Source organism: Labrenzia sp. VG12 (assembly GCF_002237595.1).
In the GTDB taxonomy this organism is placed as follows: Bacteria; Pseudomonadota; Alphaproteobacteria; order Rhizobiales; family Stappiaceae; genus Roseibium.
Window position 1 is genome coordinate 5,503,256 of the sequence record NZ_CP022529.1, and the last position, 14,550, is coordinate 5,517,805.

Here is a 14,550-nt window from a genome sequence, read left to right on the forward strand (position 1 = left end):
CGGCTGCCTGCATACCAGCCCCCTGGAAAACTTGTAAATTAACGCCGCCACGACACAAATTCCCTAACGTAAGCTTAGCGGAAGCCCTGGGGGAATGCAAAGTACAATTGCCGGTTCACGCCAGGGCATCTTGCTGTTGTACAAAAATCCGGTTTGCGACATTCTGCTCGTCGAGGAAGGGACACGCTGCTCCAATTTGCACAGCGAAAAGCCATAATCGGGGACAAGTCACGGATTCCACGTTCGAAAGCGGTTTGCGGATTCGGTTGCGCCTTGTTCTTAAGGCATGATTAAGCAGTAACTTTTGATTCGGATCGGAACTTTCAAACGCCATGGGTCGTACTGGGACCATCTTCGTAGCAGTTTGTATGGCCGTGATTGCCCTGTCTTCGGCAACCGTCCTTGTGTTCCAGTTCGGTCGTCCGCTCGGTGAAGCGGTGTCGCTGTCGCTTGCGCTCATGTGCACCATGATCCTGTTCCATCTCCTGATCGGACGGGCGCGCGATCGGGGGGCAGTCAACGAAGCCGTTGAGCGACTTGAAGAACGCATGACGGACCTGGACGAAGACGTCGGCAATCTGGAAGGGCGCCTGACCGGCATGGAACACGCGGTGCCGCGCCGGACCCGTGCGGAGATCGATCCGCTGTTTGCAGAAGTTGAGGTTCTGGGAACGCTGGTCAAGCAGATGGCGGAAGCCATGTCGGACCTCGAGACCAAGGTCGAAGACCAGCAGGCAATCGCGCCACCTCCGCGGGCGCCGAGCCTGCCGCGTTACCAGCAGCCCGCTCAGCAACCTCCTTATCCGGCGGAGCAGGAGCAGGCGTACCGGGCTCCCCGGGACTGGCCGCCCGTGCAACAACCTGAGCAGCATGCACAGTATGCACCTGCCGAAGCGCCGCGCGGGCAGCAGGACATGTACCCGTCAGCACCGGTGCAGTCCCACCGTGACATGGCCGAGCTTGACCGTCGCTACGGTGTTCATGCGCCGCGTGAAGGCGATGAACCTGCGCATCTGAACGCTGCTCCCCGCCAGGATTATGCCAACCGGGCCTCGCACCAGGAGGTCGCGCGCGAGCTGGCAGCACCTGCTCACGAAGATCCGGCCCTGGCGCCTGCGCCGCAGGCCAACAGGCCGAACATGGCCATGCGCGAGCTGATAACCTCGGCGCTGAATGCCAATCGGGTTGAGTTGCATCTGCAGCCGATCGTGACGCTGCCGCAGCGCCAGGTGAAATATTATGAGGCCTTCACCCGTTTGCGCGATGTCGAAGGCAACCTGATCGATGCCGCCGCTTTCCTGCCGGAGGCCGTTATGTCCGGCCAGGTCGCGCGCATCGACAATCTGCTGCTGTTCCGTTCGATACAGGTCGTGCGCCGGCTGACCTCGCGCAACCGCAATGCCATCCTGTTCTGCAACATCTCGACCGTATCGCTCGCTGACGAGACCTTCTTCCCGGGCTTCCTGGAGTTCGTCAAGGACAACCAGAATTTTGCCGACGTGCTGGTATTCGAGTTTGCGCAGGACGATGTCGCGGCAATGGGTGCGCTGGAGCTGGAAAGCCTGAGCGCCCTCTACGACCTCGGGTTCCGGTTCTCCGTCGACCGGATTTCCGACATGAAGATGGATTTCAACTCACTGGCTGGCCGCGGCTTCAAGTTCGGCAAGCTCAATGCCGATTACCTGATCGGCCGGCGCGAAGCCAAACACGGGCATATTCACCCATCGGATTTCGGCGATCTCCTGCAGCGCTACGGCATGCAGCTCATAACCGATCATGTCGAAACCGAATCTCAGGTGCTGGAACTTCTCGACTATGACGTGACCCTGGCCCAGGGCACTTTGTTCTCGCCGCCGCGCCCGGTTCGGGCCGAAGTGCTCCAGGGTGCACCAGCTCCCGGGCCCAGGCGGTCAGCGGCGGGATAACCCGCCGCCGCCTGATCCGGACCTCAGCCCTGTTTTGGTCCGACGGTAACGATCGTCGGGGTTTTGTCTTCAAGCAGACGCTTGGCAACGCGTTGAACGTCTTCGAGCGTGACCGCCTCGATTTCGCTGTTTCGACGATCGAAATAGTCGATCCCGAGGTCGGCATTCTGCAGACCGACCAGCTGACGGGCAATCTTCCCGGAACTGTCGAACCTGAGCGCGTAGGAGCCGGTCAGAAACTGCTTGGCAGCGCGTAGCTCCTCTTCCGACGGGCCTTGCTCAGCCATTCTTTGCAGCTGTTCCAGGATGATGGAAACCGTCTCGTTGGCCCGATCCGCCTTGGTGGCTGCCGAGCCGATCAGCAGGCCGGTATGGGCGTAGGGTGAAAGTGATGTTCCGGTGCTGTAGGAAAGGCCGCGTTTTTCACGGACCTCCTGATAAAGCCAGGACGTGAAGGTGCCGCCACCCAGGATGTGGTTCATCACGAATGCGGCCTGATAATCCGGGTCGTTTCGTTTCAGCCCCGGCAGGCCGACAAGGATCGTCGATTGCGGGACTGCAAGTTCATCGCTGATCCGGTCACCGTAGGCAGGGTCGAGATCGGCAACGGAAACCAGATCACCTTCTGCCGGCAGTGTCAGGAACATCTTGTCCAGAATCTTGGCCAGGGCTTCCGCGTCTATCGCGCCGACCACACCGACGGTCAGGCCGCTCCGGGTCAGAAGCCGCTTGTGCTGTTCCGCCAGATCATCTGCGGTGAGCGTTTCAAGGCTTTCGACGGTGCCCAGGGTTGGCCGTGAATAGGGATGGTCGCCGAACATGGCCTTAGCGAGCGATCTGCCGGCAATCGCATCAGGATCGCTTTCATTCCGCTTTGCCCGGGTCACCAGCTGGGTTTTCATGCGTTCCAGCGGCGTTTCATCAAAGCGGGGGCGGTTGACCGCCAAGGCAAGCAGGTCGACCCCTTCGTCGAGACTGGGCGTAAGGCTGCGCAAGCTGCCGTAGAACCGGTCCTTGCCGGTGCTGAACCCGATGCTGATCGCAAGCTCTTCCATTCGGCCCTGAAAGGCCTCGCTGTCCAGTTCGCCGGCACCTTCGTCAAGCGTGGCAGCAAGCAGTCGGGTCACCCCTTCCTTGCCATGCGGGTCCTGCGCCGACCCACCGGTAAAGGAGAAATTCAGGGCAACGATCGGAACGGTATGATCTTCAACCAGCCAGGCTTCGATCCCACCCGGGCTGGTGACTTTCTGAATCTCAACGGCCTGAGCCGGTCCTGGCGCCACAAGGAGGACGATCAGTGTCAGACAGGCAAACGCGAACCAGTCGTGCGAGTACTTGCGGTGAGCCATATCAGGACTTGTCCTTCACTTTCGGGGCCTCGGTCTGGGCAGCGTCCGGAACATCAGGCGCCTCAATGCGCAATTCGCCGCTGACCGGCAGACCAGACAGGTAGGTACGGGCTGCTTCAAGCACATCTTCCGGCGTAACCGCGCTGACCTGTGCCGGCCAGGTCTGTACCTCTTCTATGGTCAGTCCGGTTGTCAGTGCGCTGCCGAAGAGACGCGCCAGACGCGACTGGCTGTCCTGGGCGTAGATCGCACCTGCAATCATGCTGTTCTTGGCGCGTTCGACTTCTGCCTCGGTGACGCCGGTTTCCAGCAGCCTTGCAATTTCTGCTGCCATCAGGCGCTCCATGTCCTCAAGGGTAAAGCCGGGGCGCGGCGAGGCGTAAACGCCGAAGCGCCCGTCATCGAGGGCTCCTCCCTGATAATAGGCTCCGGCGCCGAGGGCGGCTTCTTGGTCCAGGACCAGGGCCTTGTGCAGCCGGCTCGACGGACCTTCGCCAAGGATATAGGCCAAGACATCGAGTGCCTCGGGCTGGCGTCCATCGCCGGTTGACTGGCTGGGCACGATCCAGGTCTGTGACAGGGATTCCTGGCGAACGCGCGGATCGCTGACCGCAATCCGCCGCTCTCCGGAAAGAGGCGGCTCTGCCGGACGGACACGGGGCGGTGGTTCTGCCCGACGGGCGACCTTGCCGTAGGTGTTCTCGGCAATCTTGCGGACGTCTTCCACGTCGACGTCACCGGCGACAACCACGACCGCGTTGTTTGGCGTGTAGAACCGGTCGTAGAAGGCGAGGGCGGCTTCCTTGTTGAGGGCCCTGATCTCGCTCTCCCATCCGATCACGGGCGAGCCATAGGGGTGATTGACAAAGGTGATCGCATTAAGCGCTTCCCGCAGGCGCGAACCCGGTTCGCTGTCGACGCGTGAACGGCGCTCTTCGAGGACGACGTCGCGTTCGGGATCGACAACCGCATCCGAGAGGATCAGGTTCTCCATCCGGTCGGCTTCAAGTTCCATCATAAGCGGCAGATGTTCCTTGGCGACCCGCTGAAAATAGGCCGTGTAGTCCGCACTGGTGAACGCGTTCTCCTGACCGCCGCGCTCGGCAACCATCCTGGAAAAGGCACCATCCGGGTTGTTGGTCGTTCCCTTGAACATCAGGTGTTCCAGGAAATGTGCGACACCTGATTGCCCGTCGGGTTCGTCCGCAGCGCCGACCTTGTACCAGATCATGTGGGTTGCAACGGGAGCCCGGCGGTCGGGTATGACCACCACTTGCAGGCCGTTTTCAAGAGTGAAGCTTTCCAGATTTGGCGCGATCAGAATGTTGGCGGCCTTGACCAAGTTTTCCGTGGCAACTGCGGGCAGGCTTGTCGCAGGGCCAGTGAGCAGAAGCACCGGCAGCAGAATGGGACCGAGTGTCCGCCTGAGACAGCGCGCGGAAAATGGTGATCGCCGTTTGCAAGATGGGTTCACATGCAACTCCCGAGTTCTGTGGACCGGTCACGGCCGGTTCGCTGGCCTGGGTCCGGACCAACTGGCCGGCCGGAAAGGTTAAGGCCGTTTGTCCGCTGCTGCCTGACGGCTATTACAATGCACGAAACAAAAAACCTCCGGACCTTCTTCCATATAGGGAATCAGGACCGGAGGTCTCGTTACTTTTTCGTCATCTATGCGCGACAGAGAGGGTGTGCCGGTTAGCGGCAGAATTCCTTCTCGCCTTCCAGGCAACGCGGATCGAGCGGCTTGGAATCATATTCATCATAGTTGCTCGGCTTCCGGTCCTTCTTCTGGACCACCTCGGGCATGGGAGCATCCGGTGAGGGTGTGCTGTAGTCGGAGGGTGGTTCCGTCAGGAAGCGTCGTTTGGCAAGGCCGCTTTGCGTGACACCGGCCTGCTGGCTCTTCAGCTTCTGCAATCGTTCCCACTCGGCCTGCTGCTCGGCGCGTGTCAGTCTGCTGCCTTCGTCGATCTCGTCTTGACGACGTTCTGCCTCAAGATCTCGACCGGTGCCGGTAACGCCGGTGATCTTGAAACCGCGCATCTGTTCAGGGGTCAACGGCTCGGCGTTCATGCTGCCTGCCTTACCCGAGCTGGCATAAAGCTGCTGGATTTCGGTGAGATCCTGGTTCTCGCGCTGCTTGGGCCAGTTTTCGGAATTCACGCCGGCAACATTTGTTTCCGGCTCCGGCAACTTGCCCGGCTCTGCCGGCATGGCGAGTGGGGCGCGTGGCTTGTAGTCGATCGGCTTCTCGTTCGGATCAACGGCGCCAAGGCCCTTCATGACGCTGTCGACAAGCGCCACATCCGGCGCCTGGCTTGTGCCGTCGGCGGCCTGACAGGCAGCCAGCCCGGCCAGAAGGACCAGAACCAAACCGTTTTTCACAAAACCAAACATCGTCCGCGCCACAGCAGACTCCCCGAAAATACATGTTTTTGCCGGCAACCTGCTGCCCGCAATCCGTCAGTCCAGCATTAAACCGCTATTTTGCGGCTGAATTAGGACCATTTGTGAAACTGTCATACAGGAGACCGATCACGCCCGCAACGATCCACACATCCGCTAGGTTGAAGACATACCACGAGAATGTGCCGACATGAAAATGGACGAAGTCCACCACGGCCCCGTGAAACAGCCTGTCGACCCCGTTGCCGAGCGCGCCACCGATAACCAGGGCGAGCGACAGCGCGACCAGTCGCGACGTGCAGCGGCTGGACCAGACCCAAAGGCCGATCGTCACGACAACCGTCAGTCCGGCCAGCAGCCAGCGACCGAGATCGCTGTTCTGCTGAAAAAGTCCGTAAGAAATGCCCCTGTTCCAGACAAGAACGATATCGAGAACAGGCAACAGTTCGACCGGGCCGTTGCGTTGCAGGTCAAAACCCTGAACCAGCCAGAGTTTCGTGCCCTGGTCCAGAACAAGGCCGATCAGGGCAATGATCAGAACTAAGCCGCTGAAACGGCCCCAAAGAAGGGGCTGTTTCGCTCCGGCAGGCCCGGCTTGATCCGCATCGGTCATTCTGCTGGCCACACCTTGTCTTATGCCGCTGCGTGGGCTGCATCCCACTCCCGGAGGGCAGCCGCATCACGCGGGGTTACGTCCGGATAGTCCGGATCGGAGCCCACGTCTGGAAGGATTTTCCAGGAGCGGGCGCACTTGGTTCCTTCCGCCAGAGCCGGAACGACGGCCACGCCCTTGGTGTCTTCCAGCGTGAAGGCGCCGGCCGGGGCCGGATCCGCGGACAGCGTCAACTGGCTGGTGATGGCGATGTCTGCCATGTCCTTGCCTTCAAGCGCGGCCATCAGGTCCGGATCGGTGACATGAACCACCGGATGGGCTTCCAGGGACGATCCGATGCGCTTTTCGCGACGTTCGATTTCAAGGGCACCTGTGATCACACGGCGGACCGTCTTGATCTTTGCCCACTTGGCCGCAAGCGCATCGTCGCGCCACTCAGCCGGGACCGCCGGGAACTGTTCCAGGTGGACGCAGGCCGCGTCGCCATAGCGGGAGGTCCAGGTCTCATCCATGGTGAAGGGCAGCATCGGCGCCATCCAGGTGACGAGACAATTGAACAGTTTGTCGATCACGTAGAGCGACGCCTTGCGGCGTGTGGATGAGGCGGCATCGCAGTAGAGCGCGTCCTTGCGGATGTCGAAATAGAAGGCCGACAGCTCCACCGTCATGAAGGTGAACAGCTGGTGGGTGATCTTCTTGTAGTCGAACTCCCAGTAGGCTTCCCGCACGAGCGTATCGAGCTCCGCCAGGCGGTGAAGCATCAGGCGCTCCAGCTCCGGCATGTCGGAATAGGCGACGTCCTCGCCTTTGGCATGGGCCAGGGAGCCGAGCATCCAGCGCAAGGTGTTGCGCAGTTTCCGGTAGGCATCAACATTGGTCTTGATGATTTCCTGGCCGAGGCGCTGGTCTTCCCAATAGTCCGTCGAGGCCACCCAGAGACGCAGGATATCGGCGCCATACTGCTTGATGATATCCTGCGGGAACACCTGGTTTCCGAGGGACTTGGACATCTTGCGTCCGTCCTCGGCCATGGTGAAACCATGGGTCAGCACGGCATCATATGGCGCGCGACCGCGCGTGCCGCAGCTTTCCAGAAGCGAGGAATGGAACCAGCCGCGATGCTGGTCTGAACCTTCCAGGTAAAGCACATAGTCATTGCCGCCATCGACCTTGCGTTTCGGCGCCAGGTCTTCGCGTTCTTCCATCACGAAAGCGTGGGTTGAGCCACTGTCGAACCAGACATCGAGGATGTCCATGACCATGTCCCACTCATCGGCCTTGTAGTCGTTGCCAAGGAACCGTTCCTTGGCACCACCCTCGAACCAGGCATCCGCGCCTTCGGCAGAGAAGGCTTCAAAGATGCGCTTGTTGACCGCTTCGTCCTTCAGGATCTCGGCGGTTTCCTTGTGGATGAAGACGGTGATCGGCACGCCCCAGGCGCGCTGGCGCGACAGGACCCAGTCCGGGCGGTTCTCGATCATGGAACGCAACCGGTTCTGACCGCTGCCCGGCACGAAGCGGGTTTCGTCGATGGCGGTCAGCGCGCGGGTGCGCAAGGTGTCGCCTTCGCCGCCAAGGGTCTTGTCCATATAGACGAACCACTGGGGCGTGTTGCGGAAGATCACCGGTTTCTTGGACCGCCAGGAATGCGGATAGGAGTGGGTCAGGCGGCCAAGGCCGATCAGGTTGCCGGCTTCTTTCAGCCGTTCGATGACCGCCTTGTTGGCCTTGCCCTTTTCCCCCTTGTGGGTGATCACCTCGAAGCCGTCAAAGCCCGGTGCGTCCTTGGTGTAAAAGCCGTCATCGGCGACCGTGAACGGGATCGCAGTGCTGATGCCGCGCGCTTCCAGATCGGTCCGTTTGGCCATCCAGATCTCAAAGTCGTCCGCGCCGTGGCCAGGCGCCGTGTGCACGAAGCCGGTACCTGCATCGTCGGTCACGTGGTCGCCATCCAGGAGCGGAACGTCGAACTCATAGCCGCCGAGATCAAGTTCGGCCAGCGGATGCGCCAGGGTCATGGTGCCCAGTTCGTCCGCTGTCACACCGCGCAGGCGGTTGAAGTCGGTGATGCGGGCATTCTTGAAAACGTCGTCGGCCAGCGCGTCCGCCAGGATCAGCTTGTCGCCCTTCTGCACCCAGTTGTCGTCCGGCAGGCCATCCTGGGTAACCTCATAGATCGAGTAGGCGATCTTCGAGGAGAAACAGACGGCACGGTTGCCCGGGATTGTCCAGGGGGTGGTTGTCCAGATGACAACAGCGGAATCAAGAAGTTCCTCGACCGCCGCCTCGTCGCTGCCGCCGGCGCTCTCGATCGGAAACTTCACCCAGATCATGTCGGACTTGTGGTCGTGATACTCGATCTCGGCTTCCGCCAGCGCGGTCTTTTCGACCACCGACCACATCACCGGCTTGGAGCCGCGGTAGAGCTGCCCGGACATGGCAAACTTCATCAGCTCGTTGGCGATGACGGCTTCGCTTTCAAAGCGCATGGTCAGATACGGGTTGTCCCAGTCGCCTTCGATGCCGAGGCGCTTGAACTCCTTGCGCTGGACGTCGATCCAGTGTTCGGCGAAGTCGCGGCATTCCTTGCGGAATTCGTTGATCGGCACTTCGTCCTTGTTCTTGCCCTTGGCGCGGTACTGTTCCTCGATCTTCCACTCGATCGGCAGACCATGACAGTCCCAGCCGGGAACATAGTTGCTCTCATACCCCAGCATCTGCATGGAGCGGGTGACGATGTCCTTCAGCGTCTTGTTGAGCGCATGGCCGATATGGATGTTGCCGTTGGCATAGGGAGGGCCGTCATGCAGGACATATTTGTCGCGGGTTTTGCCCTGCTCGCGCAGTTTCTTGTAAACCTCGAGCTGCTCCCAGCGGGCCAGGATTTCCGGCTCCTTCTTGGGCAGGCCCGCACGCATCGGGAAATCCGTCTGCGGCAGGTTGAGCGTTTCGGAATAGTCGCGTTTATCTGTATCGGTCATCGTCAGGTCGATCCGTTCGGGCGTCTGGCCCGTCATTCAAAGGGAAGGGATTGCCGGCCTCAGGGAAGGCTGCAATCGGAAAGCAGGAAGATCCCGGTCCCTGGCGCCGCGCTGGTCGCGTCAGCCGAAGGCCGGGCTAGTAATTCGCGATATCGCGGTCGCCGGCTTGGTGGCGACTATGAGGTCCCGATGTTGCATGGCAAGGGACATAGCAGCACTTTGCCGCTGAATAAAGATCTCTTGCGCAATCGATCCGGGTTTGCGCGCCAGGGACCTGGTGACCGCCTGTTCTTCCCTTCCAGAAAAATGCGGAGGAGTAACCGAATATGAATGTCTGTGCGGCATTCAGAAGGCGAACAGAGATCTCGGGACACGCAAACGATCATGGCCACTTCCTCAAAACTTGCCACCGGGCATCATCAGGCACCCGGGCTCTGGCACCGGGCGGCACGGGACGGTGAATGGTTTACCTGGGACCGGATCGGGTTTGCGTGTTTGTGTTCGGCCATTGGTTTCGCCGCCGGGCTTGCCTGGATGCTGGTGATTCCAAACACCTATGGGGCACCGAACGGCACGTTGTTGATGGATTATCTGAGCTTCTGGCTTGCCGGAGGACTGGTGCTGAACGGCACGCCGGAACTGGCCTACAGTCCCAAGGATTTCGCTGCGCTTCAAAACGCCTATACCGGCTCGGATACGGTCTTCGGCTTTTTCTATCCGCCGACTTTCCAGATGCTGCAAAGCGCCTTCGCACTGCTGCCCTACAAGGCTGCCTTCGCAGGCTTTGTTGCGCTGACAACCGGCTTGTTGTGCCTCTCCTGCAGGATGATTACCGGCAAATGGCTGCTGGCCGCCTGTCTCATTCTCATCCCGGCTTGCGCCAACAACGCCTTTCACGGCCAGAACGCGGCGCTGACGGCAGCGCTTTACGGCTTTTTCCTGGTCGGTGTTGAACGCCAGAAGATGATCCTGGCTGGCATTGCACTCGGGCTGCTGACCATCAAGCCCCAGCTCGGCATCCTGGCGCCCATTGCCCTGATCGCCAGCTGGAACTGGCGCACCTTCCTCAGCGCTTCCGTGACCACCCTGGTATTTGCCGGACTGAGCGCGGCGGTTCTGGGGCTGGGTGTCTGGCAGGCCTTCTGGCTTCAGGCGCCGGTTGCCTCGGCCATGATGGAACTGGGCGGCGTCGAATGGGGCAAGATGATCTCCGTCTATGGGGGCTTGCGCCTTGTCGGACTGTCTCATATGGCAGCGATGGCACTCCAGGTGCTCGTTGGCCTTGCCGCCCTTGTCTGTGTCTGGGTCGCCTGGCGCCGTTCCGACCGGATGGCGGTGCGGGCGCCGGTGCTGGTCGGAGGCGCCTTGCTGGTAACCCCGTTCGCGCTGTCATACGACCTGACGCTTCTTGTGGTGCCCTGTGCGTTCCTGATCAGAGAAGGACTGAAATCCGGCTTCCTGCCGTATGAAAAGGCAGCATTGGCTCTGGTGATCGTTCTGTCTGCCTCCACCAGCCCGTTTGCGGTCTGGCTCGGCCTGCCGATCGCACCGCTCCTGCCGCTGTTGATCGTCTGGATGGGACTGCGGCGGATGAAACCGGTGGCCGCAGAAGGTCAGACCTCCGCCACCGCCGTCTGAACCGTCTTTTTCAGCTTGCGTTCCCGGTGGGCGATATAAAGACCGCTGCCAATGATGAGCGCGATGCCGAACCAGGTCGGGCCGTCCGGAAAATCGGCAAACACCAGATAACCGAACAAGGTTGCACTGACGATCTCGATATATTGCAGAGGGGCCAGCAGGCTAGCGGTTCCTCGCTGAAAGGCCGCAACAACAAGGCCGTGGGCGGCAAAGGAAATCAGTCCGATAAGCGCCAGAAGGCCGAGTTGCGTGGCATCCGGCATGACAAAGGCAAGGCCGTCGAGACCCGTGACATTGCCGATCAGCAAGGCTGCGCCCAACATCAGCGAGCCGGACAGTCCGGCGCTGAACTGGATGGTCAGCAGGCCGTCGGTGACCGGATAAAGTCTGTTGAGCAGCAGGTAGAAGGAAAACAGGAACGCAGTCGCCACGGGCAGCAGGCTGACCAGGCCGATTTCGGCAAGACTGGGCCGCAGGATAACGATCGCCCCCAGAAGCCCGACCAGAATGGCACCGATCCGGCGAATGCCGACCTGTTCCTTCAGGATCAACGCTGCCAGAATGGTCAGTACCATCGGCTCGATGAAAAAGATCGAGATTGCGGTGGCGACCGACATGAACTTCACCGCCGTGAAGAAACAGAGCGATGCGGCGGCCAGCAGGATGCCGCGCATGTAGTTGATCAGCGGCTGCGTTCCGCGCAGGCGGGTGATCTGTCCCGTGACAAGCGCCAGGACCAGACAGATCAGGAACTGGAAGAAGAACCGGCCGAACGTCACTTCAAGCGGTGGAAGATCGGCCGACAGGTATTTGGCGATGATGTCCATCACCGGAACGATGAGCATCGCAGAGCTCATCAGCAGGATCGCCAGGAGCGAATTCTGTTCGATGGTCCTGGACGTGCCGGCCGTGGTCACGGAGCAAGGTCCAGCAGCTGCGTGTCGATCTCGGAGATCGGCTGCAGGGCCGCAAGCGCAGCACGGGCCTCGGCGCTGTCCTGGTCCATTTGCGCGACAAGCGCGTCAACGCTGTCGAATTTTTCCTCGCCGCGCAGATACGCAATCAGGTGCACACGCAGCGTCCGACCATAAAGATCACCGGCAAAGTCGAAGAGATGAACTTCAAACGTCGCCGCGCCATTGTCGAAGGTCGGCCGTCGGCCGTAGCTGGCAACACCGTCGTGCCAGGTCTCACCGACCTTGACCTTGACCGCGTATATGCCCTGTTTCAGCGGGCAGTCCTCGGAAAGCGACAGATTGGCCGTCGGATAGCCGAGGTCCCGGCCGCGCTTGTCGCCATGACGGACGTCCGCGTCAAAAAACCAGCGATAGCCAAGCAGTCCGTTGGCTTGCGCTATGTCGCCTTCTGCAAGGCAGTCCCGTATGCGCGAGGACGAGATCACTTCCGCCCCTTCATCTTCTTCGCGCTGGACGATAGTGACACCAAAGCCGTGATTGGCGCCGGCGGCCCGCAAGTAGTCCGGCGTGCCCTGACGGGCCTTGCCGAAATGGAAGTCGTATCCGGTGACCGCATGGGAAATGCCGAGCGTGTCGATCAGGATGTTCTGAACGAAGGCATTGGCTTCCATGCCGGCAAAGTCTTTGGTGAAAGGCAGGATCAAGGCGCCATCAAGGCCGCAGACCCGCAGCATGCCGATTTTCTGGTCCGGCGGCGTCAGGCGGAACACCGGCCTGGCCGGATTGAACACCGTGCGCGGGTGCGGCTCGAAACTCATCGCGAAAACAGGGTGGTGCGTGCCGTGGCCAAGACCCATGGCGGCGTCCAGCACGGCCCGATGCCCCCGGTGAACACCGTCGAAATTCCCGATCGCCACGATTCCGCCCCTCAGCGCCGCTGGAAAGCTGTCCAGGCTATCGGCAACCAGGAACCTGGAAGTGTCAGAGAGGCTCATGCAGCAAACCCTTGCGCCATGTATCGACCGGGACGGCATTCGTGGCCAGTCCACCGGGTGGGGGAACCGAAGCGCGGCAATCTGCAGCCCCGCCAAAGCTGGCGAGGAACCTGCCGCCAAGACGGTCAAAGGTCAAGACCAGCTGAAATCTAAGTTATTTGTGATGGAATTCGGGGACGGGCAGGACAAGCCCTCTGACGCTTGGTCATGCGTCGTCTTTCGCAGTTGCCGGTGGAGGAATGTCCGTGAACAGCTTTCGGGAGGGCGTTTCGAGCCAGACGCTCAAGATGTCCTGCATCCTCGGCGGGACCGGCTTGTTCTCCGAGATCCAGCCTTCCACGGTTGAAAGGGGCACACCGCTTGCCTCGGCGAACTGGGCCGTATCGCGCTGTTTTTCGCCAATGACCGTGGCCAAACCGACACCCCAGCGGTCAGCGTCCGGGTCCTGGTTCTTGAACCAGTTGTCGGCAGCCGTCTTGATGGCCTGGATCGCCTGTTCGGAAAAGAGCCCAGAAATGATGGCGATGAACGAAATGAAGAAGGGACTGAGTGTCGCGCTGCCGGACTGGGTGGAGGGATCGGTCAGAAAAAGAACCCCGGCCTTGGCCAGCACATAGATGGACAAGGCCGTGATTGCACCGAACCAGGGGCGAGAAAAGAAGAAGGCCGCATTCAGGTGTTCGTCGTATTTCCCCTGGTACTTGTCTCTGCGGAAATAGAGCTGGGTGATGAAGATCGTGCTGCCAAGAACCCCCATGGCGAGAACCAGAAACAGCACAAGCACCTCTGCCGGCATGATGGCCAGGTTATACGGCAGCTTCCAGAGAATGTTCTTCAGGGAAGAGAACTCCGAGACAGCGTCCTGGAGCAAAGATTTTTCGTTTTCGTCAAGACCGTCATAGGGCGTCGTGGTGCTGATCGTGCCATAGACCCCGGCGCGTATCTTGTCCGAGATCGTCTTCAGGGCGAATTTATACTCACTGACTTCAGCGCGTGTCTCGTCTTCATTGCGCTTTGTTCCTCCCAGATTTCGGAACACGTCATCACCACGCTTCTGACGCTGCTCCAGCTCCTTGAGCATCGCCTGATGGTCCTCGGTGAGAGTCAGGCCCTCCAGCTGCTGGGCGACATCCGTATAAAGGATCTTCACACTGAGATGGTGTTTCGGAAGTGGTTTGAACGAAAAGCCCTCATAGGAGTTTTCGACGATCGACTTGAAGGCCCTGATGTCCTTGTAGAAAGGGTCGAAAATCTTGGTGTATTCAGCGTCGAGCTCAATGCGTCTTGCGACAATACCGTCCAGTCGCGCCTGCATTTGCTGCAGTTCCTGCAGCCTGTTCTCCAGGATGTTCTTTTCAACGGAATAGACATTGGACAGTTCGATCAGCCGCCAGATCGACAGTCGCGTATCGCTTATGTTGACATATTGGATGCGCGACTGGATCTGATAACTGCTCAGCATCAGGATCGAGATCGAGATCGTTACCACATAGAGCAGCACGAGCCAGATCCCGATCACCAGGTTTGACGCCGTTTGCCCGCTCCGGGGTTTTTTCTGGCCGTTTTCAGCCGCACCGTTTTCCGCAACAGCCTCGGACATTTCCCCCTCCAGAATACGCGAGACGATTTTCGGTCCCCGACACTTAACAATGGATCGGCGGCGCGAGCAACTTTTGCGGGATTCTGAGAAGGTATGTACTTATGGGTGTGGCGCGGGTTGTAGGGC

10 protein-coding genes are annotated in these 14,550 nt (G+C 60.1%); 2 read left to right on the forward strand and 8 right to left on the reverse strand.

Annotated elements, in window-relative coordinates; translation table 11 throughout:
- The first annotated feature begins 368 nt into the window (after window positions 1-368).
- Window positions 369-1,925: an EAL domain-containing protein gene (locus CHH27_RS25385; RefSeq protein WP_094074083.1), complete on the forward strand. Its 1,557-nt coding sequence runs from the start codon at window positions 369-371 to the stop codon at window positions 1,923-1,925.
- Window positions 1,926-1,948: 23 nt separating this feature from the next.
- On the opposite strand, the gene CHH27_RS25390 is transcribed toward CHH27_RS25385, so the two are convergent.
- From CHH27_RS25390 to ileS, 5 genes are all read right to left on the reverse strand, one after another.
- On the reverse strand, window positions 1,949-3,274 hold the full coding sequence (locus CHH27_RS25390; protein WP_094074084.1) for a pitrilysin family protein: 1,326 nt from the start codon (window positions 3,272-3,274) through the stop codon (window positions 1,949-1,951).
- Between the two features lies 1 nt (window position 3,275).
- The gene (locus CHH27_RS25395) at window positions 3,276-4,616 is read right to left on the reverse strand and encodes a pitrilysin family protein (protein ID WP_247646160.1); all 1,341 of its coding nucleotides are present in this window, start codon (window positions 4,614-4,616) and stop codon (window positions 3,276-3,278) included.
- A 353-nt stretch (window positions 4,617-4,969) separates the two neighbouring features.
- A complete protein-coding gene (locus tag CHH27_RS25400) occupies window positions 4,970-5,683 on the reverse strand; it encodes a hypothetical protein (RefSeq protein WP_157739105.1) in 714 nt (237 codons plus the stop codon).
- Window positions 5,684-5,756: 73 nt separating this feature from the next.
- A complete protein-coding gene (gene lspA, locus CHH27_RS25405) occupies window positions 5,757-6,293 on the reverse strand; it encodes a signal peptidase II (protein ID WP_094074087.1) in 537 nt (178 codons plus the stop codon).
- Between the two features lie 20 nt (window positions 6,294-6,313).
- Window positions 6,314-9,274, reverse strand: a complete 2,961-nt coding sequence (ileS, locus tag CHH27_RS25410) for an isoleucine--tRNA ligase (protein WP_094075002.1) — start codon at window positions 9,272-9,274, stop codon at window positions 6,314-6,316.
- 384 nt (window positions 9,275-9,658) lie between these two features.
- Here ileS and CHH27_RS25415 point away from each other — a divergent pair, with 384 nt between their 5' ends.
- A complete protein-coding gene (locus CHH27_RS25415) occupies window positions 9,659-10,912 on the forward strand; it encodes a glycosyltransferase family 87 protein (RefSeq protein WP_157739106.1) in 1,254 nt (417 codons plus the stop codon).
- Here CHH27_RS25415 and CHH27_RS25420 read toward each other — a convergent pair.
- The 3 genes from CHH27_RS25420 to CHH27_RS25430 form a co-directional block, all read right to left on the reverse strand.
- Window positions 10,888-11,829 carry a DMT family transporter gene (locus CHH27_RS25420; RefSeq protein WP_208988370.1) on the reverse strand — a complete coding sequence of 314 codons (942 nt, stop codon included), beginning with the start codon at window positions 11,827-11,829 and terminating at the stop codon, window positions 10,888-10,890. The two genes, CHH27_RS25415 and CHH27_RS25420, sit on opposite strands and share 25 nt — an antisense overlap.
- Window positions 11,826-12,824: a bifunctional riboflavin kinase/FAD synthetase gene (locus tag CHH27_RS25425; RefSeq protein ID WP_094074089.1), complete on the reverse strand. Its 999-nt coding sequence runs from the start codon at window positions 12,822-12,824 to the stop codon at window positions 11,826-11,828. Before CHH27_RS25425 ends, CHH27_RS25420 begins: the two co-directional genes overlap by 4 nt.
- A 205-nt stretch (window positions 12,825-13,029) precedes the next feature.
- Window positions 13,030-14,424, reverse strand: a complete 1,395-nt coding sequence (locus tag CHH27_RS25430) for a hypothetical protein (RefSeq protein WP_094074090.1) — start codon at window positions 14,422-14,424, stop codon at window positions 13,030-13,032.
- Window positions 14,425-14,550 lie beyond the last annotated feature (126 nt).

Excerpts from the sequence above, each read along its gene's own strand:
- CHH27_RS25385 (WP_094074083.1), top strand. The coding sequence starts at position 369 with ATGGCCGTGATTGCCCTGTCTTCGGCAACCGTCCTTGTGTTCCAGTTC.
- CHH27_RS25390 (WP_094074084.1), bottom strand. The coding sequence starts at position 3,274 with ATGGCTCACCGCAAGTACTCGCACGACTGGTTCGCGTTTGCCTGTCTG.
- lspA (WP_094074087.1), bottom strand. The coding sequence starts at position 6,293 with ATGACCGATGCGGATCAAGCCGGGCCTGCCGGAGCGAAACAGCCCCTT.
- ileS (WP_094075002.1), bottom strand. The coding sequence starts at position 9,274 with ATGACCGATACAGATAAACGCGACTATTCCGAAACGCTCAACCTGCCG.
- CHH27_RS25415 (WP_157739106.1), top strand. The coding sequence starts at position 9,659 with ATGGCCACTTCCTCAAAACTTGCCACCGGGCATCATCAGGCACCCGGG.
- CHH27_RS25425 (WP_094074089.1), bottom strand. The coding sequence starts at position 12,824 with ATGAGCCTCTCTGACACTTCCAGGTTCCTGGTTGCCGATAGCCTGGAC.
- CHH27_RS25430 (WP_094074090.1), bottom strand. The coding sequence starts at position 14,424 with ATGTCCGAGGCTGTTGCGGAAAACGGTGCGGCTGAAAACGGCCAGAAA.